General features: G+C 30.1%; 22 protein-coding genes. 12 read left to right on the top strand and 10 right to left on the bottom strand.

The window, feature by feature from the left end; all coding sequences use genetic code 11:
- Positions 1-991 precede the first annotated feature (991 nt).
- The 4 genes from MEVAN_RS07865 to MEVAN_RS07850 all read left to right on the top strand — a co-directional run bounded on the left by MEVAN_RS07865 (position 992) and on the right by MEVAN_RS07850 (position 3362).
- Positions 992-1879 carry a phosphoadenosine phosphosulfate reductase domain-containing protein gene (locus MEVAN_RS07865; protein ID WP_012066337.1) on the top strand — a complete coding sequence of 296 codons (888 nt, stop codon included), beginning with the start codon at positions 992-994 and terminating at the stop codon, positions 1877-1879.
- Between the two features lie 16 nt (positions 1880-1895).
- Positions 1896-2117 carry a KEOPS complex subunit Pcc1 gene (locus MEVAN_RS07860; RefSeq protein WP_012066336.1) on the top strand — a complete coding sequence of 74 codons (222 nt, stop codon included), beginning with the start codon at positions 1896-1898 and terminating at the stop codon, positions 2115-2117.
- A gap of 108 nt (positions 2118-2225) precedes the next feature.
- A complete protein-coding gene (locus MEVAN_RS07855) occupies positions 2226-2807 on the top strand; it encodes a TIGR00267 family protein (protein WP_012066335.1) in 582 nt (193 codons plus the stop codon).
- A gap of 66 nt (positions 2808-2873) precedes the next feature.
- The gene (locus MEVAN_RS07850) at positions 2874-3362 is read left to right on the top strand and encodes a DUF2115 domain-containing protein (RefSeq protein ID WP_012066334.1); all 489 of its coding nucleotides are present in this window, start codon (positions 2874-2876) and stop codon (positions 3360-3362) included.
- Between the two features lie 53 nt (positions 3363-3415).
- Here MEVAN_RS07850 and MEVAN_RS07845 read toward each other — a convergent pair whose 3' ends face one another.
- The gene (locus tag MEVAN_RS07845; protein ID WP_012066333.1) at positions 3416-5041 is read right to left on the bottom strand and encodes a Na/Pi cotransporter family protein; all 1626 of its coding nucleotides are present in this window, start codon (positions 5039-5041) and stop codon (positions 3416-3418) included.
- Between the two features lie 503 nt (positions 5042-5544).
- On the opposite strand from MEVAN_RS07845, the gene rpsB reads away from it, so the two are divergent.
- From rpsB to MEVAN_RS07815, 6 genes are all read left to right on the top strand, one after another.
- Entirely contained in the window at positions 5545-6210 is a 666-nt protein-coding gene (gene rpsB / locus MEVAN_RS07840) for a 30S ribosomal protein S2 (RefSeq protein ID WP_012066332.1), read from the top strand.
- A gap of 32 nt (positions 6211-6242) precedes the next feature.
- Positions 6243-6851 carry an HVO_0476 family zinc finger protein gene (locus MEVAN_RS07835; protein WP_012066331.1) on the top strand — a complete coding sequence of 203 codons (609 nt, stop codon included), beginning with the start codon at positions 6243-6245 and terminating at the stop codon, positions 6849-6851.
- A 12-nt stretch (positions 6852-6863) separates the two neighbouring features.
- On the top strand, positions 6864-7526 hold the full coding sequence (locus MEVAN_RS07830) for a 30S ribosomal protein S3ae (protein ID WP_012066330.1): 663 nt from the start codon (positions 6864-6866) through the stop codon (positions 7524-7526).
- Positions 7527-7665: 139 nt separating this feature from the next.
- On the top strand, positions 7666-8502 hold the full coding sequence (locus MEVAN_RS07825; RefSeq protein ID WP_269479014.1) for a DMT family transporter: 837 nt from the start codon (positions 7666-7668) through the stop codon (positions 8500-8502).
- A 9-nt stretch (positions 8503-8511) separates the two neighbouring features.
- A complete protein-coding gene (locus tag MEVAN_RS07820) occupies positions 8512-8706 on the top strand; it encodes a YwbE family protein (protein ID WP_012066328.1) in 195 nt (64 codons plus the stop codon).
- Positions 8707-8760: 54 nt separating this feature from the next.
- Entirely contained in the window at positions 8761-9690 is a 930-nt protein-coding gene (locus MEVAN_RS07815) for a ketopantoate reductase family protein (RefSeq protein WP_012066327.1), read from the top strand.
- Positions 9691-9704: 14 nt separating this feature from the next.
- On the opposite strand, the gene MEVAN_RS07810 is transcribed toward MEVAN_RS07815, so the two are convergent.
- From MEVAN_RS07810 to MEVAN_RS07795, 4 genes are all read right to left on the bottom strand, one after another.
- The gene (locus MEVAN_RS07810) at positions 9705-10832 is read right to left on the bottom strand and encodes a tetratricopeptide repeat protein (RefSeq protein WP_012066326.1); all 1128 of its coding nucleotides are present in this window, start codon (positions 10830-10832) and stop codon (positions 9705-9707) included.
- 277 nt (positions 10833-11109) lie between these two features.
- Positions 11110-11331, bottom strand: coding sequence for a helix-turn-helix transcriptional regulator (locus MEVAN_RS07805; RefSeq protein ID WP_012066325.1), 222 nt, complete (start codon positions 11329-11331; stop codon positions 11110-11112).
- Between the two features lie 14 nt (positions 11332-11345).
- The gene (locus MEVAN_RS07800; protein WP_012066324.1) at positions 11346-11720 is read right to left on the bottom strand and encodes a DUF2178 domain-containing protein; all 375 of its coding nucleotides are present in this window, start codon (positions 11718-11720) and stop codon (positions 11346-11348) included.
- A 507-nt stretch (positions 11721-12227) separates the two neighbouring features.
- Entirely contained in the window at positions 12228-12707 is a 480-nt protein-coding gene (locus MEVAN_RS07795) for a DUF2124 family protein (RefSeq protein WP_012066323.1), read from the bottom strand.
- A 110-nt stretch (positions 12708-12817) separates the two neighbouring features.
- On the opposite strand from MEVAN_RS07795, the gene MEVAN_RS07790 reads away from it, so the two are divergent.
- Positions 12818-13801, top strand: coding sequence for a transcriptional regulator (locus MEVAN_RS07790; RefSeq protein ID WP_012066322.1), 984 nt, complete (start codon positions 12818-12820; stop codon positions 13799-13801).
- A gap of 102 nt (positions 13802-13903) precedes the next feature.
- Here the strand turns inward: MEVAN_RS07790 and MEVAN_RS07785 are convergent, their stop codons facing one another.
- The 5 genes from MEVAN_RS07785 to ftsY form a co-directional block, all read right to left on the bottom strand.
- The gene (locus MEVAN_RS07785) at positions 13904-15508 is read right to left on the bottom strand and encodes a Na+/H+ antiporter NhaC family protein (protein WP_012066321.1); all 1605 of its coding nucleotides are present in this window, start codon (positions 15506-15508) and stop codon (positions 13904-13906) included.
- Positions 15509-15599: 91 nt separating this feature from the next.
- Entirely contained in the window at positions 15600-16298 is a 699-nt protein-coding gene (gene upp / locus MEVAN_RS07780; protein ID WP_012066320.1) for a uracil phosphoribosyltransferase, read from the bottom strand.
- Between the two features lie 74 nt (positions 16299-16372).
- Complete coding sequence (locus MEVAN_RS07775) at positions 16373-17614, bottom strand: uracil-xanthine permease family protein (protein ID WP_012066319.1); 1242 nt, start codon at positions 17612-17614, stop codon at positions 16373-16375.
- Between the two features lie 539 nt (positions 17615-18153).
- On the bottom strand, positions 18154-18720 hold the full coding sequence (locus MEVAN_RS07770) for a hypothetical protein (protein ID WP_012066318.1): 567 nt from the start codon (positions 18718-18720) through the stop codon (positions 18154-18156).
- A gap of 101 nt (positions 18721-18821) precedes the next feature.
- On the bottom strand, positions 18822-20024 hold the full coding sequence (gene ftsY, locus MEVAN_RS07765) for a signal recognition particle-docking protein FtsY (protein ID WP_012066317.1): 1203 nt from the start codon (positions 20022-20024) through the stop codon (positions 18822-18824).
- 254 nt (positions 20025-20278) lie between these two features.
- Here ftsY and MEVAN_RS07760 point away from each other — a divergent pair, with 254 nt between their 5' ends.
- Positions 20279-20743, top strand: a complete 465-nt coding sequence (locus MEVAN_RS07760) for an Hsp20/alpha crystallin family protein (RefSeq protein WP_012066316.1) — start codon at positions 20279-20281, stop codon at positions 20741-20743.
- Positions 20744-20840: the final 97 nt, after the last annotated feature.

Here is a 20840-nt window from a genome sequence, read left to right as displayed (position 1 = left end):
GGATTTTTAAAATATCCTATTTAAACGTATATACTATTTGCATGTTTTTTATTTATATATTAAGGTATTTTCTTTAAATGGTTAAAGTTATAAAATGGACGTGAAAATTAAAAATATTCTTTTTATTTAAAAATAATTGGATTTTTTAAAAATTTAAAAATGTATGTACCTGTTAAAATTATTTTTTATCCCTTTTTTTATTGCATCCAATTTATCTTCGGGCAATGATCCGTAAAATTCATTAATTTTTTTAGGGTTGGTGATCATTCTTTCTGCAATTATATTTATTAGATTAAATATGATTTTGCAACACACTCATCCTTTCCATTTAAGTCAATCTGACCAGGATGAACAGATTCATTTCCAATAACCCTCAATATATCTAAAGATTGTTGTATTTCAACAGGAAGGCCTTTTTAACTAAGTTTGCAATATCATTATTAATTATTTCCCGATTCACCCAGTTCTTTACATAGTTTTTGGACTGCTAATCTTAATAAAGCTGCGGAAGCTCTTGGGATTTATTTATTATCGAAGCAGCTTTCATATAATCTTTTTTAATATTTTAAGGTAAATCTGGATTTGGATCCGGAATTCCAGATTTATCAGGATAAATTAAGTTCCCACTAACCAATATAGGATGTTTCTACATCAATTACAGTTAAATATCCTAACATTTTTGAGTTTGTCGAATGGATTTTAATTAACATTATGCCATCCTTGATGAACATAAACGCCACAGAATGGACAGTTAAGTTCTTTTTTTCAAATTCTGGAGGATAGTACTTATTTTCCATTAAAAACCCTCGAATATGTATTTAACATTAAATGAATATTCTTTTGTAAAAGACAATATATTTCATTTGCGGTGTAATCGGAAATATACTTTAAAAAGAAAATCAATCTATAATTTTGAAAATAATTTTTGTAGGGTTCATTTTTATTGGGCTAAATATTTAAATAATTAATATGTAATTCAGGTAGAGAAATTATGCAAAGTATAAAAAAAATACCTAATGGAAAAGAAATTGTAGAATGCGAAATATGTCTCCACAACAGCAAAACACGCCCGATGTTCAAACATGCAGGAAAAAAAATCATCTGCATTGAATGTATGAATGCTTTAAAATTTCCAAGAAACTTTGAAGAAATGGAAAAAGAAGTAACTGAATATTTAGACGAACTAAGGATTAAAAATAATAAATATAACTGTATTTTGGGATTTTCTGGTGGAAAAGATAGTGTTGTAGCATTATATCTATTGGTAAATAAACTTAGAATAAGACCGTTATGCGTAACTATAGATAATGGATATTTAGCAGAAGAAGCCATTTTAAACTGTAAAAACATTACAAAACATTTCGGAGTTGATTGGCTCGTCATTAATAAAGATTTCACTAAATTTTTTAAAGAAACAATTTCTAAAGGAGAATCCCCATGCAGGATATGTTCTAGTATGAATATGCATGAAATCTGGCAGTTTGCAAGACAGACTAATATAAATACCATAGTAACTGGACATGAATTACCTTTTGGGACAACTGCAATTCGTGAAATGAAAAAAAACATTAAAATGTTGAGATTACTTTCAGTATACCAGTTAACCGAAGAAGACCGCTACGAAATATTAAAAGAACTTCCTTGGAAAAACCCTGAACTTGGAGGTTACACTACAAATTGTCTTGTTTTAGCACCTGCTTTAAGGGAATTTAGAAAAAAACACGGATTTAGTTTTGAATTTGACAGAATATGTGCAATGATTCGTTATGGGTTAATGGATAAAGAAAAAGCCAAAAGTGCATTAAAATGTCCTGAATTTTCAGATGACGTTTATGAGGAATTAAAAAAAAGAGGTCTTAATTTAAAAGAATTAGAATAACTTGGAAGTGCAACTTATGAAAGTAAACTACTCAATGAAATTTAAATCGGAAAAGGAAGTAATCAAAAGTTTAAATGTTGATGATGTAAATGATGGGCTCATTATTAAAACAGAGTATCGGGACGACTGTATTAATTTAAATATAATTACAAATAGCACCGGCTCTTTAAAAAATATACTTGACGACTTTTTTGTAAATTATGAACTTGTAGAGCAAGTTTTTAATCTTAAAAAGTAATCTACTTCTAATTAATTACGTATTATGATAACTAACTTAAAAATAAATAATATTAAAAATAAAATGATTTTAGAATAAGTAAGTCTTAAAAATAGAAGGGGATTTTTAGTGAATATTAAGGAAACATTAAATAATATTAAAGGTACATTAGGGAATTTTAAGCAGGAGTTCGATACCCGTTATGTTATAAGGGGACTGATAGATGGTTCACTGTCAACTCTTGGTGTTGTAATTGGAGCAAGCGGCGGTGAAACATCAACTATTGTTGCAGCGGGGATTGGCGGTGGAATTGCGAATGGAATTTCAAATGTTTTAGGTGCATTAACTGCTGAAAGAGCAATGATTGAAGAAGACCGTGAAAGAAAAGAAAAAAGTCTTTTGATAATGAACGGCAATTTAAAGTCAAGTCATGAATACAAATATAAAATAAATAAAACCCTTTATAGTGGAACTTATGATGGAATTTCAACAACTATTGGGGCAGTGATTCCAGTACTGCCCTTTTTCATTTTTGAACAAAAAATTGCGCTTATTTTTGCAGTTGCTTCTACTCTTATGATACTTCTTGGCTTGGGCATATTTATTGGTAAACTTTCAAGAGAAAATCTGGCTATTTCAGGATTAAAAATGGTTTTAGGAGGAATTATTGTTACAATAATATGTTTTGGAATTGAAAGGTTTTTTGCATAAATATTTTTAACTAAATCGAAATATTAAAGTTAACACGTGGAGTTTACCTATCTTAAAGGTTAAAATATGAACAGTCGTAAGTTTTTTAGAAAATTAAAGGAAGAATGTTTTGAAATAAGCATTTTTGACATTATGAATGCAAAAATCTATTTAGAAAAAGATATGCTTTATGTACCGTTGGATTATAAAGATAAATATATTGAAGACTTTTTTACATATTTTCCAAAAATACTATTGGAAATTAAGAAAAAAAACGAACTTGAAATTGAAAATTTTGAAATACCTAATGAAAGTATTGAAACTGTTAATTCAAGGATATTTAAAGTAGGTTCTAAAAAATCTGGGGAAATTTACTTTAAAAAACTTGTAAAAACTGTTTTAAGCTATCTTATTTTCATAGATAAAAAACCTCTTCATGCAGTAACAACGAGATTTCCAGGCGGAAAAAAAATAATTTTAAAAGACGGCAAATATTATTGTCCAATAAAAGACTCACAATCTAATGGGCTCTCTTTGTGTGAATTTTGTATCTGTGAAGACATAAAATCGATTTAAATAGCCAAACTTAGAAGATTAAAATTTTAAAAGTAGTAAACTACTAAAATAATTTATGCATCAAACTCTTCTTCTTCAAGGCCTGTCGCAATTTTTACAGCGTGGTCAGATATTCTTTCTAAATATCCAATAACGTCTAAAAATACGATACTTGCTTTTGGAGTACATTCTCTTGCATTTAATCTTTGAATGTGTTGTTTCCTAAATGTTTTTTCCATGTTGTCTACTTCATCTTCAAGAAACGTCACACGTTCAATTAATACTTCATCTTCTTTTTCAAAAGCTTCTAAAGCCATTTCAAGTGATTTTGAAACTGCGTCAAACATGAAGTTAAGTTCTTCTATTGCATTTTCGGTAAACTCTATTCCTTCTTCAACAACATTTTCTGCATGTTCAACAATATCTTCTGCAAGATCGCCAATTCTTTCAAGACTTGTAACATTACTTATTAAACTTGTAATTTTTAACTTTTGGCTATCTGAAAGTTCTTGATTTGAAAGTTCAATTAAGTGTGCAGTGATTTCATGTGCAAGTCTATCTATAATTGTCTCTTTTTCATGCACTTCTTTCATTAAATTGATATTTTTATTTATAAATGCTTCTTTTGAAATCCTTAAATTTTCCCTTACAATTTTACCCATGTCAACAACTTCATTTATACCTAATCCAATTGCAATTGAAGGCATTTCCTCGATAATCCTTGAATCCAAATGTTTTACCGGTTTAAACTCTTTTTCATAGTCTTTTATGGGTATTAGTTTTTCAACAGCGTATACGAAGAAACCTGCAAACGGAAGCATTATAAGCGTATTTGTCACGTTAAAAATCGTGTGTGCATTTGCAATCTGCCTTGCAATGTCTCCAGAACTTAAATTTTGAATTAAGGATATTAGTGGCGTTGTATACAATAATACCATGAAAATTATTGTTCCAAAAATGTTAAAAAGAAGGTGCATGAGTGCCGCCCTTTTTGCAGTCCTATTTGCACCAATACTAGATAAAAGTGCTGTAACACATGTTCCAATATTGTCCCCAAATAATATTGGAAACGCAAGTGTAAGACTAAGTGCTCCAGTTGATGCAACTGCAATTAAAAGGCCTATTGTAGCACTACTACTTTGAACAACAAGCGTTATTAAAATTCCTGCAATAATTCCAATTACGGGATTTTCAAGCCCCATTAACATTTCCGCAAAAAAAGGCTCGCTTGCAAGTGGACGCATAACACTTGACATTGTCTGCATTCCAATAAATAGTATACCAAAACCAATTAAAACCTCTGCAACGTCGGAATGTTTTCTTTTTTTAGAAATTAAGTGTAAAAATACCCCTAATGCAACTATCAATGGTGCAATATCCGTTAATTTAAATGCAACCAATTGTGCAGTAATTGTGGTACCGATATTTGCACCCATTATAACCCCTATTGCTTGATTAAGGTTCATTAGTGATGCATTAACGAATCCAACCACCATTACCGTTGTAGCACTACTGCTCTGGATTAACATTGTAACGATTGTTCCAACAAGGACTCCAAGATATTTATTTTTCGTTAAAACTTCTATTAATCGTTTTAACCCATCTCCAGCTACTTTTTGAAGGCCATTACCCATTAAGTTCATACCGTATATAAATAATGCGAGTCCACCAAGAACTCCGGCTATTATCTTGAATTCCATCTATTCCACCAGTTTTAAAAAATTCTAGAATGGGAGAGTTTTTTCATATTAGTAAATTATAGTTCATAGATTGAGAACTTTCATTGGAATTTTAAGTTATTTTAATTGATACCATATTTTATTTAAATGTTCTTGCATTAATTTTAAATAAATAGGTCCGTTAAAATAAGACCTGTTAAAAATAATAATTTAGTTACTATTTTTTACATTCTAAAAATTTAAATCCGTTAGATAAATAATTCTTTAGATAAATATATCTTTTTTTAAGGAATTTAGCTTTAAGAAAAGTATATATATTAAATTACCCATCAATATACTGTTTAAATTTTTAATATAAATCGTAAATCACTGAATTTTTCATGATTTATAAACGCAAAAACTTTTTGCAAAAAGAATATCAATAAAATTTTAAAAATATCGAAAAACGAATACGAATAAAATACTACGAAAGGGCTTTATTTTTGGAAAAAGCCAAGAAACCACTTTTTTGGAGGAGAAGAAAAATGTCAGACGAGAACCTATTGACCAGTTTGGACACATATCTCGCATCAGGTATCCACATAGGTACACAGCAAAAAACCGAAGACATGAAAAGATTCATCTACAGAGTAAGATCTGATGGTTTATACGTTTTAGACGTTAGAAAAACTGACGAAAGATTAAGACTCGCAGCAAAATTCCTATCAAACTACGAGCCACAAGACATTATGGCAGTTACAAGAAGAGTTTACTCAGTAGGCCCTTTGAAAAAATTCGGTGAAACTACAGGAATAAACACGGTTGCTGGAAGATTTGTGCCTGGGACTTTAACAAACCCTGCTGCTAAAAAATTCGCTGAACCTGAAGTAATGTTTTTAAGTGACCCTAGAGTTGACAAACAGGCTTTAAAGGAAGCTATCGAAATTGGAATACCTATTGTAAGTATGTGCGATACTGAACACTTAACTGCACACCTTGACTTTATTATTCCAACAAATAACAAAGGTAGAAAATCAGTATCACTGATGTACTTCCTTATTGCAAGGGAATATTTAAAGAACAGAGGCATAATTGGGGAAGAAGTTCCTTTCAGCTATGACGATTTCCTTGAAAAGGCAATGGGTGCAAAAGTAAAAATGCCTCAGCAAAATCAGAGAGGAAGGCCTCAAAGAAGGTTCCAAAGAAGATAATTACATTTCTTAAAACAAAATACGTGATTTAAATGGACGACTTATATCTCGAATGTCTGGTTTGCGATGACGTAACTTTGCACGAAGTTGTAAAGGAAGTGGAATCCAAAAAACATTTGAAACTTACAGTAAAGTGTTTAGAGTGCGGAAACATTCAAACAATTGAAAAAAGTTTCAAATTAAAGAATGTAAAAATAGTTATTAGTAGATACGATGAATCAGAGCAGATTGTCATTCCACTTGCAGTTGGGGAGTCCATAAAACTTGAAGACATAATTTTGGCAAATGATGAATCCGTTGAAGTCACCAGTATCGAAACAGAAGACTCAAGAAGAGTTTCAGAGTCTCTAATAGAAAACGTAAAAATGGTATGGGCAAAATCAGTTGATGTACCTAAAAAAGTAGGCATATCTATAAATTCGAGAGAAAGTACATATTCTTTCCATATACTTGTTCCACAAAATTACGTGTTTGAAGAAAAGAAGGTATATCGGGCTGGCCCAAACTTCTTTAGGATAAAGCATATTAAAACAGAAAAAGGCAATTTTACGAGGGAACTCGCCCGTAAAGTTAAAAGAATATATGCAGAACCTGTAAAACCACTTAGGGACTATGAAGATTTAACTGAATATATGTTATAATGAGGTGTAAAAATGGCAAGAATGAAAGCAAGATCTGCTAAAGGAAAAAGAGTAGCCAAAGATACCTGGAAATCAAAAGTATGGTACAATATCTACACACCACAATCATTTGGTGGCGATGTAATTGGGCAAACTCCTGCAAATGACCCTTCTGCGTTAATGGGCAGAATTTCAGAAATTAGTTTAAGGGACTTAACAAACGAACATTCAAAGCACATGACCAGAATGTACTTTAAAGTTGATGGCGTAAGCGGTAACAATGCAATAACCCAGTTTGTAGGTCACGATACTACAAGAGAATACTTAAAATCCCAAATAAGAAGAAGAAGAAGTAAAATCAACGTTATCATCGATGTAAGAACAAAAGATGGTTTCAAAGTAAGAGTTAAAGCTTTAGTTTTAACTGCTGTAAGGGCAAGAGACTACCATAAAACAGAAATAAGAGTTAAAATGGAACAAATCATTAAAGAAATGGCAAACGAAACAGCATTTGCAGAATTCGTACATGCTATGGTAATGGGCGGAGTAGGCTCAAAAATTTACAGCGAATGTAAGAAAATGTTCCCATTAAAAAGAGTAGAAATTTTCAAATCTGAAGTTTTAGAATTTGGAAAAGCTGTTCTTGAAGTAACTCCTGAAGCTCAAGAAGCTGTTGAAGGGGAAGAAAAACAATAATTTTTCTTTTATTTCTAATTTATTTTTGAAATATTAAACGTACCAATTGCTTTTCTTTTATTGTTTAATCGGGTGGCTTAACATGGAGGATAAATCCAAAGGACTTATTCTTATGTATATTACGGTTATAATATGAGGTATTTCTTTTGTAGCAATAAAAATTGCTTTAGAATATGTGCCACCAATTGCCCTTGGATTTATCCGGTTTTTAATTGCTTCATTAGTAATGTCGCTTTTTATAAGAAAATTTATAAAATATGAGAAAAAAGATATTCTATATATACTGCTTACTGCATTTTTAGGAATTACTTCATATTTTATATTTGAAAATGTGGCTTTAATATATACTACAGCAACGAATGCATCATTAATTGCAGCAACTGTTCCAATATTCTATTTAATATTTTTTGATTTCACTTCAAAAAAAGTATCAAATAAGTTAAACTATTTTGGGTCGATTTTAGGACTTACCGGTGTTTCAATATTGATATTAAACGGTAAATTTATTCTAAAATTAAACCCGCTTGGAGATATTTTAATGTTTGGCGCTGTTATTTCGTGGGTTTTTTATACATTTACGATACAAAGACTTGAAAAGTACGATAACATGGTTGTATCACGAGATATCATATTATTTGGAACTTTAATGTTTATCCCGTTTGTATTGCTTGAAATAATTTTAAATTTCGGTAAAGTATATAATGAAACATTGTTAAATGTTTTTGCAATTACATCAATACTTTATCTTGCGGTATTTTCTTCAGCAATCGCATATTTATTTTGGAATAAAGCAATAAGGCTTTCAGGCCCAAAAACTGTAACAAATGGAATTTATTATATCCCTATTGTTTCAATTATTGCTGATTCTTTAATTTTAAAGAATATTCCAAATATTTATTCAATATTTGGTGCCATTATGGTATTAATGGGCATATATATAGCTGAAAAGGGCAACAAACTAAAATTAAAAGCTTAAAGTGGTAAAATGAATGGTAAAAGTAGAATCAATATTTTGGCAGGCTTAAAGGTTAACATAATTCTAAAAAAAGACCAAAAAACAGGTAAACTAACTTACGGTATTGTAAAAGATATTCTTACAAATTCAAGCTATCACCCACACGGGATTAAAGTACGACTTGAAGATGGAAGCGTTGGAAGAGTTCAAGAAATTTTAAAGTGAATTAACTAAATATTTATAGCTAATTTGAATATTATCTTAAAAAGGGGTTTTTAAATGAATGTATTAATTATAGGCGCAGGAGCTGTTGGATTATGTTTAGCAGCCAAATTATCACGTGTTTGTAACGTTTTTGCAGTAACTAGGGAAAAAAATGCCAAAATAATTCGTGAATCCGGCTTTAAAATGACAGGAATTTGGGGAAACGGAATTTTTAAATTTGGAGCTTCTGAAGAGGTTCCAAAAATAGATTTTGATTATATCATTATTGCTTCAAAAGGGATTTCAACCGAATCAATCTGTAAACAATTTAAAGATGATATAAAGAATAAAAACGTTGTAAGCATTCAAAACGGTGTTGGAAACGAGGAAATAATTTCAAAGTATACTGATAAGGTAATTGGTGGAACAATAATTACTGGTTTTGAATGGAAAGGTAATGCAGAAGTCCATGTTTCAGTAGAAGGTGGCCCAATGACCGTTGGAAGATACCCTGATGGAACAGATGAAGAAGTAATTGACTTTGTAAAGTTAATAAAAAGTTCAGGAATACCAATTACTGAATCAAAAAATATTCAGGGTGCAATCTGGTCAAAAACAATTTATAATTGTGCATTAAATCCACTTGGTGCGATTATGAATGTTAATTATGGAAAACTTTCAAATAATCATTCTTTAAATATTATTGAAAATATAGTATCTGAAATTTTTGAAATAACGTCTAAAAAAGGAGTAATTCTTCCTTGGAAGACTCCAAAAGAATATTTAAAATATTTAACGGAATTTCAATTGCCAAATACTGCTGCACATCATTCTTCAATGTTACAAGATATTTTAAAAGGAAAAATGACTGAGATAGATTTTTTAAACGGTGCAGTAGTTTCAAATGGGAAAAAATTGGGGGTAAAAACCCCTTATAATGAATTTATTACAGAGCAAGTGAAATTCCTTGAGTTTTTAAAGTCTGAAACAAAGTCGAGTGAATGACACTTCATTAATATTTAATCTAAAAGTATCATTTTGCTTTTTTTAGGTTCTTCATATAATGAATCAAGTTTTATGGCATTATCATAACATTTTAAAGCTTTTTCGGAATTATTTAGTAGGGCATAAGAATTTCCAAGACCATTCCATGCATTTTTATTATTTACATTTAATTCCAAAGATTTTTTAAAACATTCGACAGCTTCTTCACATTGTTCAAGATTATTATTCATATACCCTAAATTACTCCATGAAATATCATCTTTTGGAGATATCCCCACTGATTTTTCATAACATAATTTTGCAGTAGAATATTCTTTCAAAGATGCATGAGTATAACCCTTACTATTCCAAAAAGTACTATTATTAGGTTCTAATTCAACTGCTTTTTCAAAGTAAAAAACTGCTTCTCGATATTTACCCAAACTAGTTAATGATTCTGCTGCGTAAAAATAGTTTTTAGAATTATTATCGTCTATAGTTATTGCTTTTTCAAAACAGTGTAGTGAAAACACGTAATTTTGATCAATATATGACAATATCCCCATATTATACCATGCATCAAAATATTCTGGATTTATAAAAGTTGCTTTTTCAAAACACTTAAATGCTAAATCGTTTTTACCTTTTTTTTCATAACAAAGCCCCTTACCATTCCACGCGTACTCAAAATTTTTGTTTAACGTCAATGCTTTTTCAAAACACTTAAGTGCTTTCTCATAATCGCCTTCATCGAAATATAAATAACCTAATTCATTCCAAGATGAAACTATTTCGTAATAATCCCCAGTAGCATGATCAAAACATTTAAATGCGCCATCATAATCACCAATTTCTTTTAAACACTTACCATTATAAAACCACGTGCTACCAACTGAATCATCTAGTAATAAGCTTTTTTCAAAGAATTCTGTTGCATTTTCGTAAAATCCCTGTTCTAAAAAAATTATTGCAATACCATCATAAGCATTTGCATTGTTAGGATTCTGATTTATTGCTGCATTATAATATAAAACTGCATTTTCATAGTCTTTTTGCATATAGTATCTATCTGCAATTTCAACATAGTTTGTTGAATCTTCCATTAAAGGCACCGTTAGTAAAAAGGAAGATACAACTAAGTATATTATAAACAATTTCATCATTTACGCCCCCTTAAGTAAATAATGATTTTAATCCTCATTTTCTAAATTATTCTATAATTATAACCTGATATTAACTTTATCAAATAAATATCCTCAATTTTAAGTAAATATTATCTAAAACTCAAAATTATATGGTTTTAAAGGCATTTTATCTTATTTTTAAAAAATAACAATTAAAAAGTGATTTAAAAAATTAAAAAAGCGTAAAATAAAGGTTTAAGATTGGCGTTTAATGTAAAGTTTTAAGATAATATAAGTTATACATATTGATTTAAAATTATTTTTCCTTAAAACTTGTAAAATTCGTGTTTTCATATATAAAAATATCCTCAATTTTTACGTTAAAAACCTCTGCTATTTTAAATGCCAGTTCCAATGAAGGGTCGTATTTTTCCCGCTCTATTGCAATTATAGTTTGTCTTGTTACGTTTAATTTTTTTGCAAGCATCTCTTGTGTTAGATTATGCACTGCACGAAGTATTTTTATCCTATTTTTCATAATACTCCCCTAACTTACATTAATCCGTATTTTCTGCTGTACATGTACCTAAATAAGATATTTACCAATAGTATAAATAACGTTGAATAAGCAAGTAAGTTTCCAACTAACATGTATTCTCCAAAAGTTGTTAAAAACACGCTTAAAAGTGCAAAAAGTAAGCATACAACTTGTATTGTCATGTATGATGCTTTTTCAGCGACTTTTAAAACAAGTTCGTCCTCAAAAACGTCATCAATTTTTTTTCTAAGGTTTATTTTGGCTAAAATTCCAAATGTAACTACTAAAACTGCAAAATAGCCATTTCCCGTGGATACCGCAATGCTTACTAAAATTGCGATTATTATAACTAACATTTTAATATATTTCTTGTATGTTTTTAAATCCATATTTAACACACCTTGTTCATAAAATTTTACATTATGTAATTATAATTATATATAATGTTACTAAAACTTTACATATATAAATATTTACAACTGTAAAATAAGAGAAAAATACTGTAGGGAATTTAAAATAATAAAAATTTTTAAATGAGATAATAATTAATTTCCCGACAGAATAGTTTACAAATTACCGTGTAGTTCTGCCTAAAATTCCATTTTGATTTATTACCAATTTTAGCGCATTTATTGTAAGTTCATTAACCATTTCAAAATATATTTTTCAATTCTAAATTATTTGATTCATCATTTAAAAGTAAAAAAAACACTGTTCTTAATTTTAAAATAATTCTATATAAAATGCCCCCGTAAATATTAAGCCTGTTTAATTCATTTAAAACCTGCTTAATTTCGCTTTTTAGTATTTCTTTTGTATCAATACAAAACGTAGGTTCTTATAATATCTGCCTAAACTAATCCAAATTATATCTTTTCATATTATATCTTTTCATATTATATCTTTTCATATATTTCTACAGGCTCTAACTGGCTATCAATTATCATATCAAAACTTATTTCTTTATCCCAATTCATTTTTTGAAATATGCTTGAAAAACATACTCCTACTATTTTTTTAGGGTTTAACTCACCTATAAGAGTATTAACATCTTTTGTTGTTACCTTAGAATGATGCATTGCAATTCCGCCAAATAAAACAAGTAAGTCCGGGTTTAATATAAAGTCATATTTCACTAAATTATACGTGTAACCTAAAGAACCCTGTTCTAATTTCGATATTTCTTCAAGTTTTGCATCTGCACAAAAATACTGGTTTGAAACGTTTCTAACAGCATATGCATTTAAAAGTGCAAAAGGCATACATACTCCTTTTGAACCAGTATAAAGTATGTTATCAGATTTAAATTCTAAAACTAGACTTTTAAATTGCCTTAATTGAAAAGAAATTCCTTTATCTTCCGCTATTTTTTTCATTAAATCACCCTTACCTTAAACTATTTTTGTACATATTAATACTTTTCCGTAAGAAATATATATTTGGCGGATTAGACTTAGAATATATAAATTGTAAAATCTGGTAAAATATGAGAGAAGTAATGCTTTCTGAATGCATGAATCTGCTTTATGAATCAAATTTTGTAATATCAAAGCCTTTCGGAAGGTCATGTTTTGATTTAATTGCAAAAAAAGCAGATTTAAAATTATTAATTAAGATTTTAAAAAATATCGATAGTTTAAGTACTGAACAGTCCGAAGAACTTTTAAATATTGCAAGGATTCTTCAAGCCGTACCCTTAATTATTGGATCACGAACTAGAAATTCAGTAATGGAAGAAGGAGCCGTTTACGAAAGATTTGGAATAAAAGCAGTTACTTTTTTGACATTTCAAGAACAAGTACGTGGAATACCCCCAGTTGTTTACGCAAACCGTGGCGGTTTTTTTGTAAATATCGATGGAAAAGCCTTAAAAGAAACTCGTGAAAAATTAAATATCTCTGTTGGTGAACTTGCAGAGTTTTCGAGGGTTTCAAGAAAAACAATATATAAATATGAACAAAATGAAGCCAATCCTTCAGCAGAAGTTGCAATTAAAATTGAAGAGTATCTTGATGTTCCATTAATTAAGGGAATAAATATAACTGATTATTTTGAAGGAGTAAACTTACCTAAAAGCCGTGAAGAAGCTTTTGAAAAAATATTAAAGGAAGGAGAAGACTTCAAAGTAAAAGTTATAGAGATACTTGGTGACATGGGATTTAACCTACTTGAAACTACAAAAGCTCCTTTTGATGCCGTTGCAGAGGAGTCTAAGAATAAAGGCGATGAAGTACATAACGTGCTTTTTACCAATATTCAGGAGACTGAAAATGAAGAAATAAGAAAAAAAGCAATAATTGTTGACGAAATTTCAAAGATATTTAACAGTCACTCGTTATTAATTCTTGAAACTAGGAAAAATGAAGATAAGAAGATAATGAGTATGAGTATAAGGGAACTTGAAAAAATGGGCGATACTGTAGATTTAATTGATTTTATAGAAAAAAGAAAGAAATCAAAGGATATTTAATTAAATTTAAAAATTTTTAAATAAAATATTTTTTAAACTTCAAATTTACTTAAAATAAATAAAAAAGTTTTTTTATTAATACTTAATTAATTAATTAATTAATTAATTTGAAGCGCATTTTAAACACATTTTTTTAGAAATAAAACTTGATATAAAAAATACTGATAAGCCAACAAATAATAAATTTAGTATTCCACTTACCCAGTAGCCAAAGTTTATCGTGTAACCTACCAAAATATACCCGATAAATGCCATAACTCCGATTAAGGTGGTATATGGAAGCTGTGTCTGTACGTGGTCTATATGTTTTACTCCCGCTCCAGTTGAACTCATAATTGTTGTATCAGATATTGGGGATGAGTGATCCCCATATATTGCACCACCTAAAACTGCTGCAACAAATGGAACTACAAATTCAGGCATTCCTAACGCAACTGCGAGTGGAATTGCAATTGGAAGCATTATTCCAAAAGTACCCCATGAAGTTCCCGTTGCAAACGCCATGAATCCTGAAAGTGCAAATAATATTGCGGGCAGCAGTTGAACTGGTAAATTATTTTGGATAAGGCCTGCAAGGTATGAACCAGTTCCAAGGTCTCCTTTAATAATTGAGCCAAGAGACCATGCAAGTATTAATATTGAAATTGCAGGAATCATAAGTTTAGTTCCCTTTGTAATCATTTTAGGAATATCGCTTACCAAAATAGCTTTTGAAATTATAAAATATAATGTTGTAATGACTAGTGTTATTAGCCCACCCCAGAAAAGCCCCCATGATGCATCCATTGCCTGAAATGCTTCGATAATTCCTACGCCACCTAATAATCCTCCCGAAATCAAAAATGCAGATATTATTGCAGTTATTAAAAGTACAAGTGGAAGTACTAGATACGATATTTTTCCCGTATTTAACGGCTTAATTTCTGATTCTAATGATGAAGAACCCATATTTCCATTAAAAAGGTCTCCTGTTTCTTCTGCAACTTTTTCATGGACTTTCATCGGGCCAAAATCCCATTTTTTAAATGATATTATCACTAAAACCATGAATAAAGCAATTAAAGCATAGGAATTGTATAAAATTGAAGAAATAAATACATCTGACGGGCTCATTGATGATAAAGAATCGCTTCCAATTCCTGATTCACTTAAATTTCCAACGACCGCTGCAAACCAGCTTGAAACCGGCATTAATATACATACAGGAGCTGCAGTAGAATCAATAATGTAAGCAAGTTTTGCCCTTGAAACTTTAAATTTATCAGTAATTGGACGCATTACTGTTCCAACAGTTAAACAGTTAAAATAATCATCAACGAATAACAGTAAGCCAAGTAAAGACGTTGAAAGACATGCTCCTTCTTTTGACTTAATTTTGTTAGTTGCCAAGTTACCATACGCTAAAGCGCCGCCGGCCCTAGTAATCATTGCAATTAAAATGCCTAAAATTACCAAGAACAGTAAAATTAATAAATTCCATAGGTTTCCAGCTTCAGTAAATGAAGAAATTCCAGTAATTGCAGTTAGCTCGATGCTGTCTAGTACTGTATTGATTATGTGAAAAACAGTTGAAACAATACTTCCATTATTATATATCAGAGAACCTGTTAAAATGCCTAAAAAAAGAGACGTATACACCCTTTTTGTAAGAAGTGCAAGTCCAATTGCTACAATCGGTGGTAGTAATGATAACGCCCCAAAATCCATAATAATACCTCCAAAACGCCTATTTTAATATATTACTTGCAAATCCTATATATAAATTACTTAAAAGAAGAAATAGAAAATTATATAAGGATTATTCCAAATTATGCATCTGTGGTAGTAATGATACTTTAAAAGGCTCCCCAAATGCCCGATCTCCTGCATCCCCTAAACCTGGTACAATATACCCATCTTTATTTAGTTCCCTATCAATTTTGGTTACGAATATTTCAACGTCTGGAAAAGCTTTTTTTATGGAATCAATTCCCTCTGGAGCTGCTAAAACACCAAGAATAACTATTCTTTTAGATTTTTCAGACTTTTTAAGTTCGGTAAGCACATTTATAAGGGTTGAACCGGTTGCTATCATTGGATCAGCTATTATTATTGTGTCGTTTTCAGTAACTCTTGGTACTTTTACATAATTCATTTCGATATTAAATTTTGGTGCGTGTCCCCTTGATGCAGAAATTATTCCTACTTTTGCAGATTCTAGCGTTTTAATTAATCCTTCCATTAAAGGAAATGCTGCTCTTAATATTGTAATAATTACAACATTTTTCCGGTCTTTTGAAATAATTCCTTCAGTTTTTTCTAAAGGCGTAGTTATGTTGATTTTTTCAAATTCCATGGTTTTTGTTAACTCGTACCCCATGTAGCGGCCAAGTCGTACTAGGCCTTTCCTAAATGAGATATTGTCTGTATTAATATTACGTAAATCGGTTAAAGTTTCCATTAAAAACGGAGTATCTTCAAAAGAATAAACTCCAAACCAGCGTTCATCTCTGATCATAAAAATAGCCTCCATAAAAATAAATTATAATATTTAAATAATGACTTAATAGTTTAATAAATATGTTTTTTTAGTTATTTTTTTAATATCTGATCCATCAATATTGCAGTAATTGCACCAACTGCCATTCCAGATTCTAAAATACTTGCAATGATTTTTGGGAAAATTTGCAAAAATTCAGCTGGAAGTTGCGGTGCACCAAGCCCCAATATTAATGAACTTGCAAGTATCAGTGTGTTTCTATCATTTAATTCAACCTTATCTTTTACCAACTTAAGTCCGGTAATACTTATCATACCATAAAGTGCTGTTGTAAGGCCGCCCAAAACTGGAGCTGGGATTGATGCTAAAACTCCCGCAAATTTCGGGATTAAGGAAAGAAGTATTAAAATTACTGCCCCAATTTGAACAACCTGAACACTTGAAACTTTTGTAAGTGCAACTAAACCGATGTTTTCAGAGTAACTTGTAGTACCGCATGCACCTAAAAGACCTGCTAATGTGCATGAAAATCCTTCTGAAGCAATACCCCTATTTATCTTATTGTTATCAATAGGTAAATCGGCAATAGTTGAAATTGCATGGTAGTCACCAACACTTTCAATAATACTTACCATAAATGCAAATAATAATATTGCTATTGCATTCGTATCAAATATCGGTGTGCCCCAGGGCATTAATTTTGGAATACTAAACATTGGAAGGCTAGTAATCATTGAAAAATCAACAAGCCCTAAAAAAATACTTAAAACGTAACCGACAACCGCACCAATTACAACAGGCATTGCTTTTAATGTTCCCTTTGCATTTAACGCAATTAAAATTGTTGTAAGAAACGTTAAAAATGCTACAATTGCAGATGTTAAAATTGAAGAACCTGTCGGGTCGTTGAAGAAGTTGAAAGAATATTTTACTGCAACGTTTGCAAGGCTAAAACCAATAAGCATTATTGTAACGCCAGTAACTATCGGTGAAAATAGCTTTTTTAGTCGCCCAATAAGCCCAAAAGACCCCATAAATGCCTCTAAAAGTCCTCCAATAATTAAAGCACCCTGAACTGCTGCAAGGCCCAAACTCGAACCTATTGCAATTAATCCAGGAATAAATGCAAAACTCGAACCTTGAACAATCGGTAGTTTTGAACCGATAAATGTCTGTAATAATGTAGCAATACCCATTGCAAGTAATACTGCCTGAATCAAAAACGCAATTTCTGAAAATTGAAGCCCTATTGCATACCCAACAACCAGTGGAACTGTTACAGTAGCACCAAACATGGCCAAAACATGTTGAAAACCCAATACTATTCTTTTCATAGTGTCAGTCCTCCGATATTTGAAAAATCTAAAAACAAAAGTTTAACAGTATATTCGTTATTAGTTATTTTAAGGATATTATATAAATGCGATTTAAAAGGAATTATTCAAAAATAAATATAATACTATTATAAATATTTATAATACTGAAACTTAAATTATATTAATAAGGTCTCAATTTAATGACTTTAAGGATTTAGATAATTAACACAATTAAGGATTTAGATAATTAACACAATAAACCTTGGCGGTAAAAATGATACACTGTCCTAAATTGCATCTTAAACTATGCAAATTAGTAACTTTACTTGGATATTCTGTTTTGATTAAATATTTAATAAATGGAGGTATTTACGTACGAATTACTGCTATAATCATATTTTTAGTTGCCCTACTTTGTATGGGGTGTTATTTAAGTCAGTTAAGGTTATCTAAAGTACATACTTAGTTTTTCATACTTTATGATTACCACATTTAAAAATAAAAATAAAAATAAAACGTTAAAAATAAAAATAAGTTTTTTGAAACTGCTAAATCAGTTAAATTTCATCAGTGTCTACCTTTAAAGCTTTAAGCATCTTTTTTGGAAGTATCATCAAAATTAAATACCCCCATAGTGCTGAAAGCATTATTTCTGCAAGAATTAATGGAAATTCAGCAATATATGTCGCTAAAAATAAATCAATTCCCCGATTATCAACATAAGTTAAAGCTATGAGACTTATTACTGGATCTATAGGGCCTCCGAAAAAATAAATCTTAATTGGGACGATTAATGAAAGTGCAATTATTGTTATTAAAAATGAGTGAATTATCATTGAAGTAAAGTTTCTACCGTGTTTTATTGCAACATATCCAAAAACAAACCCGATTACAACATTTACTATTGTAAATGGAATATATATTGGGTCAATAGTAACACCTAAAATTAAATTGGTGAAAAGACCAGTAATTACCCCTCCAGCAGGGCCCAATAAAAAAGCACTTAGAATTGTGCCAAAATTATCTAAAAATACGGGTAAATTATAAAATTTAGAAACAATGCCCCCTAAAATATTTAATAATATTCCAAAAACAGCTACAAAGTAAGTTAATTTTTTAGACAATTAATATCACCAGTTAATTAATCCAAAAAAATTACGTATTCTAACGATATATAATTTTTGAATTAAATCCGTTAAAAAATAAAAATAATAATAAATATACCTTAAAATTGACGGCCAAAGGATTTTTCAGGTTCGTCTTCTGAAAATAACTTTTTAATCATCCATTCGACATCAAATTTCTGTAAATCCGAATATTTTTGGCCAACCCCCATGAATAATATTGGTTTTTTAATTGAATATGCAATCGAAAGAGCAGCCCCACCTTTTGCATCTGCATCTGTTTTTGTAAGTATTGCCCCATTAATATTTACTGCATCGTTAAATTCCATAGCTTGAGAAATTGCATCGTTTCCAGCGAGCGAATCACCAACGAAAATTACTAAATCCGGCTTTGTAACCCTTACAACTTTTTTTATCTCGTCCATTAAGTTTATATTTGTAGTCTGCCTTCCAGCAGTATCTGCTAAAACTACATTTATACCCCTTGCTTTAGCGTGTTCTATTGCATCATAAATTACTGCAGCACTATCTGCTCCTTTTTGGTGCTTTATAACCCGTATTCCGGTATTTTTACCGTGTTCATCTAGTTGTTCAATTGCACCTGCCCTAAATGTATCTCCTGCAGCCATTACTGCGGAATAACCCTTTTCTTTCAATATATATCCAAGTTTTGATATTGACGTTGTTTTTCCAGTACCATTTATCCCTACAAAGAGAAGTACAGCAGGTTCTTTTTTTGCCTTTTTTTCGTCAATAATTTTAAATACATCAATTTTATCTTGAGAAAGTATTTCTTTAATTGATTTTTTAAGTGCTTTAAACGTAATTTCTTCAGGATTGTCTTTTGAAGAAATTTTAATCCCTACAAGCTGGTTTTTTAAAGATTCAATAATTTTTTCAACAACTTCATAGGCCACATCAGCTTCTAAAAGTTCAACCTCCATTTCTAAAAGAACTTCTTCTATATCGTCATCTGTTAAAATCACATCTTTTCCAAGTACTTTTTTAATACTTTTTGCAATAGATAATTTATCGAAAAATCCTAATTTTTCTTTTTTTTCGAAATTTTCAATCATTAGTTCTTCAGAACCGCTTTCTTTCATGCTTTCATGTATCAATGAATCATGTTTTTCAGTTTCGTTAGTTTTTTCTTCTTTTTTTTCAGATATTTTTTCAGATAGAATGTTTTCATTGTTTATTTCACTATTTAGTTGGGTTGATTCAATTGAATCACCTTTTGAATATATTTTTTCCGTTAATTTTGAAATGGTCTTATTTAACTTATCTTTTAAGCTTCCAAACATTATTTTACACCTAAATTGCAATTAACAGGTCCATGAGTAACTATTTAATCGTCTAAATTATCAAAATCATATTCAGATAGCATATTTAATATTACTGATAGATCCAAATTTTTATTAAAACCTCAAAAATATTGTTGCCAAATTTAATAAATTTATAACGTTCATCATATTTAATTATCTATTCATATAAAAACACGGTAGAAAAGTATATATAGAATTTCAAAGTAATTTTAATTAGAAACGGGGTGATACATATGATAGGTAGAGATCCAAAAGATCCTTTTTCAGAAATATTTAAAATGTTTGGAATGAGTTTTCCAATGGAAGGATTTGGAGGCCCAATGACGAGAACCATGTTTCAAATGGGTACCGCAGGTTTGGAGATAAGTGGAAAAGGATACATGCCACTAACAATAATTGAAGGAGACGAATCAATAAAAATAATTGCATTAATTCCAGGAGTAAATAAATCAGACATTGTGATAAATGCCGTTGGCGACACTCTTGAATTAAGGGCTAAAAAAGCCCCTCTTGCAATAATGGAGTCTGAAAAAATTATATATTCAGAAGTTGCGGAAGATGAAGAAATATATAAAACAATAAAATTACCTGCACACGTTAAGGAAGGTAAGTCCTCTGCAAAATTTGAAAATGGAATACTAACTATAGCTCTTCCAAAGACTGAAAAGTCCCTTAGAACTGGAATTGATATTGAATAATTAAAACTAATTTTAAATTAAGTATTTTAAAATGCTTAAAATTAAATCTAAGTAATTTATAATTTTAAATTTGTTAAAAGTCTTTTTTATTTTTATT

This window comes from Methanococcus vannielii SB (genome assembly GCF_000017165.1).
In the GTDB taxonomy this organism is placed as follows: domain Archaea; phylum AGJL01; class Methanococci; order Methanococcales; family Methanococcaceae; genus Methanococcus; species Methanococcus vannielii.
The sequence above is the reverse complement of the archived record's forward strand: the minus strand, read 5'-3'. Positions and strand labels throughout refer to the sequence as shown.

Bases quoted from the DNA above. Each gene is read 5' to 3' on its own strand.
- rpsB (WP_012066332.1), top strand. From the start codon at position 5,545: ATGTCAGACGAGAACCTATTGACCAGTTTGGACACATATCTCGCATCA.
- MEVAN_RS07850 (WP_012066334.1), top strand. From the start codon at position 2,874: ATGAACAGTCGTAAGTTTTTTAGAAAATTAAAGGAAGAATGTTTTGAA.
- MEVAN_RS07775 (WP_012066319.1), bottom strand. From the start codon at position 17,614: ATGAAAAGAATAGTATTGGGTTTTCAACATGTTTTGGCCATGTTTGGT.
- MEVAN_RS07815 (WP_012066327.1), top strand. From the start codon at position 8,761: ATGAATGTATTAATTATAGGCGCAGGAGCTGTTGGATTATGTTTAGCA.
- MEVAN_RS07785 (WP_012066321.1), bottom strand. From the start codon at position 15,508: ATGGATTTTGGGGCGTTATCATTACTACCACCGATTGTAGCAATTGGA.
- MEVAN_RS07760 (WP_012066316.1), top strand. From the start codon at position 20,279: ATGATAGGTAGAGATCCAAAAGATCCTTTTTCAGAAATATTTAAAATG.
- MEVAN_RS07830 (WP_012066330.1), top strand. From the start codon at position 6,864: ATGGCAAGAATGAAAGCAAGATCTGCTAAAGGAAAAAGAGTAGCCAAA.
- MEVAN_RS07820 (WP_012066328.1), top strand. From the start codon at position 8,512: ATGAATGGTAAAAGTAGAATCAATATTTTGGCAGGCTTAAAGGTTAAC.
- MEVAN_RS07865 (WP_012066337.1), top strand. From the start codon at position 992: ATGCAAAGTATAAAAAAAATACCTAATGGAAAAGAAATTGTAGAATGC.
- ftsY (WP_012066317.1), bottom strand. From the start codon at position 20,024: ATGTTTGGAAGCTTAAAAGATAAGTTAAATAAGACCATTTCAAAATTA.
- MEVAN_RS07805 (WP_012066325.1), bottom strand. From the start codon at position 11,331: ATGAAAAATAGGATAAAAATACTTCGTGCAGTGCATAATCTAACACAA.
- MEVAN_RS07860 (WP_012066336.1), top strand. From the start codon at position 1,896: ATGAAAGTAAACTACTCAATGAAATTTAAATCGGAAAAGGAAGTAATC.
- MEVAN_RS07845 (WP_012066333.1), bottom strand. From the start codon at position 5,041: ATGGAATTCAAGATAATAGCCGGAGTTCTTGGTGGACTCGCATTATTT.
- upp (WP_012066320.1), bottom strand. From the start codon at position 16,298: ATGATCAGAGATGAACGCTGGTTTGGAGTTTATTCTTTTGAAGATACT.
- MEVAN_RS07790 (WP_012066322.1), top strand. From the start codon at position 12,818: ATGAGAGAAGTAATGCTTTCTGAATGCATGAATCTGCTTTATGAATCA.
- MEVAN_RS07835 (WP_012066331.1), top strand. From the start codon at position 6,243: ATGGACGACTTATATCTCGAATGTCTGGTTTGCGATGACGTAACTTTG.
- MEVAN_RS07795 (WP_012066323.1), bottom strand. From the start codon at position 12,707: ATGAAAAAAATAGCGGAAGATAAAGGAATTTCTTTTCAATTAAGGCAA.
- MEVAN_RS07800 (WP_012066324.1), bottom strand. From the start codon at position 11,720: ATGGATTTAAAAACATACAAGAAATATATTAAAATGTTAGTTATAATA.
- MEVAN_RS07810 (WP_012066326.1), bottom strand. From the start codon at position 10,832: ATGATGAAATTGTTTATAATATACTTAGTTGTATCTTCCTTTTTACTA.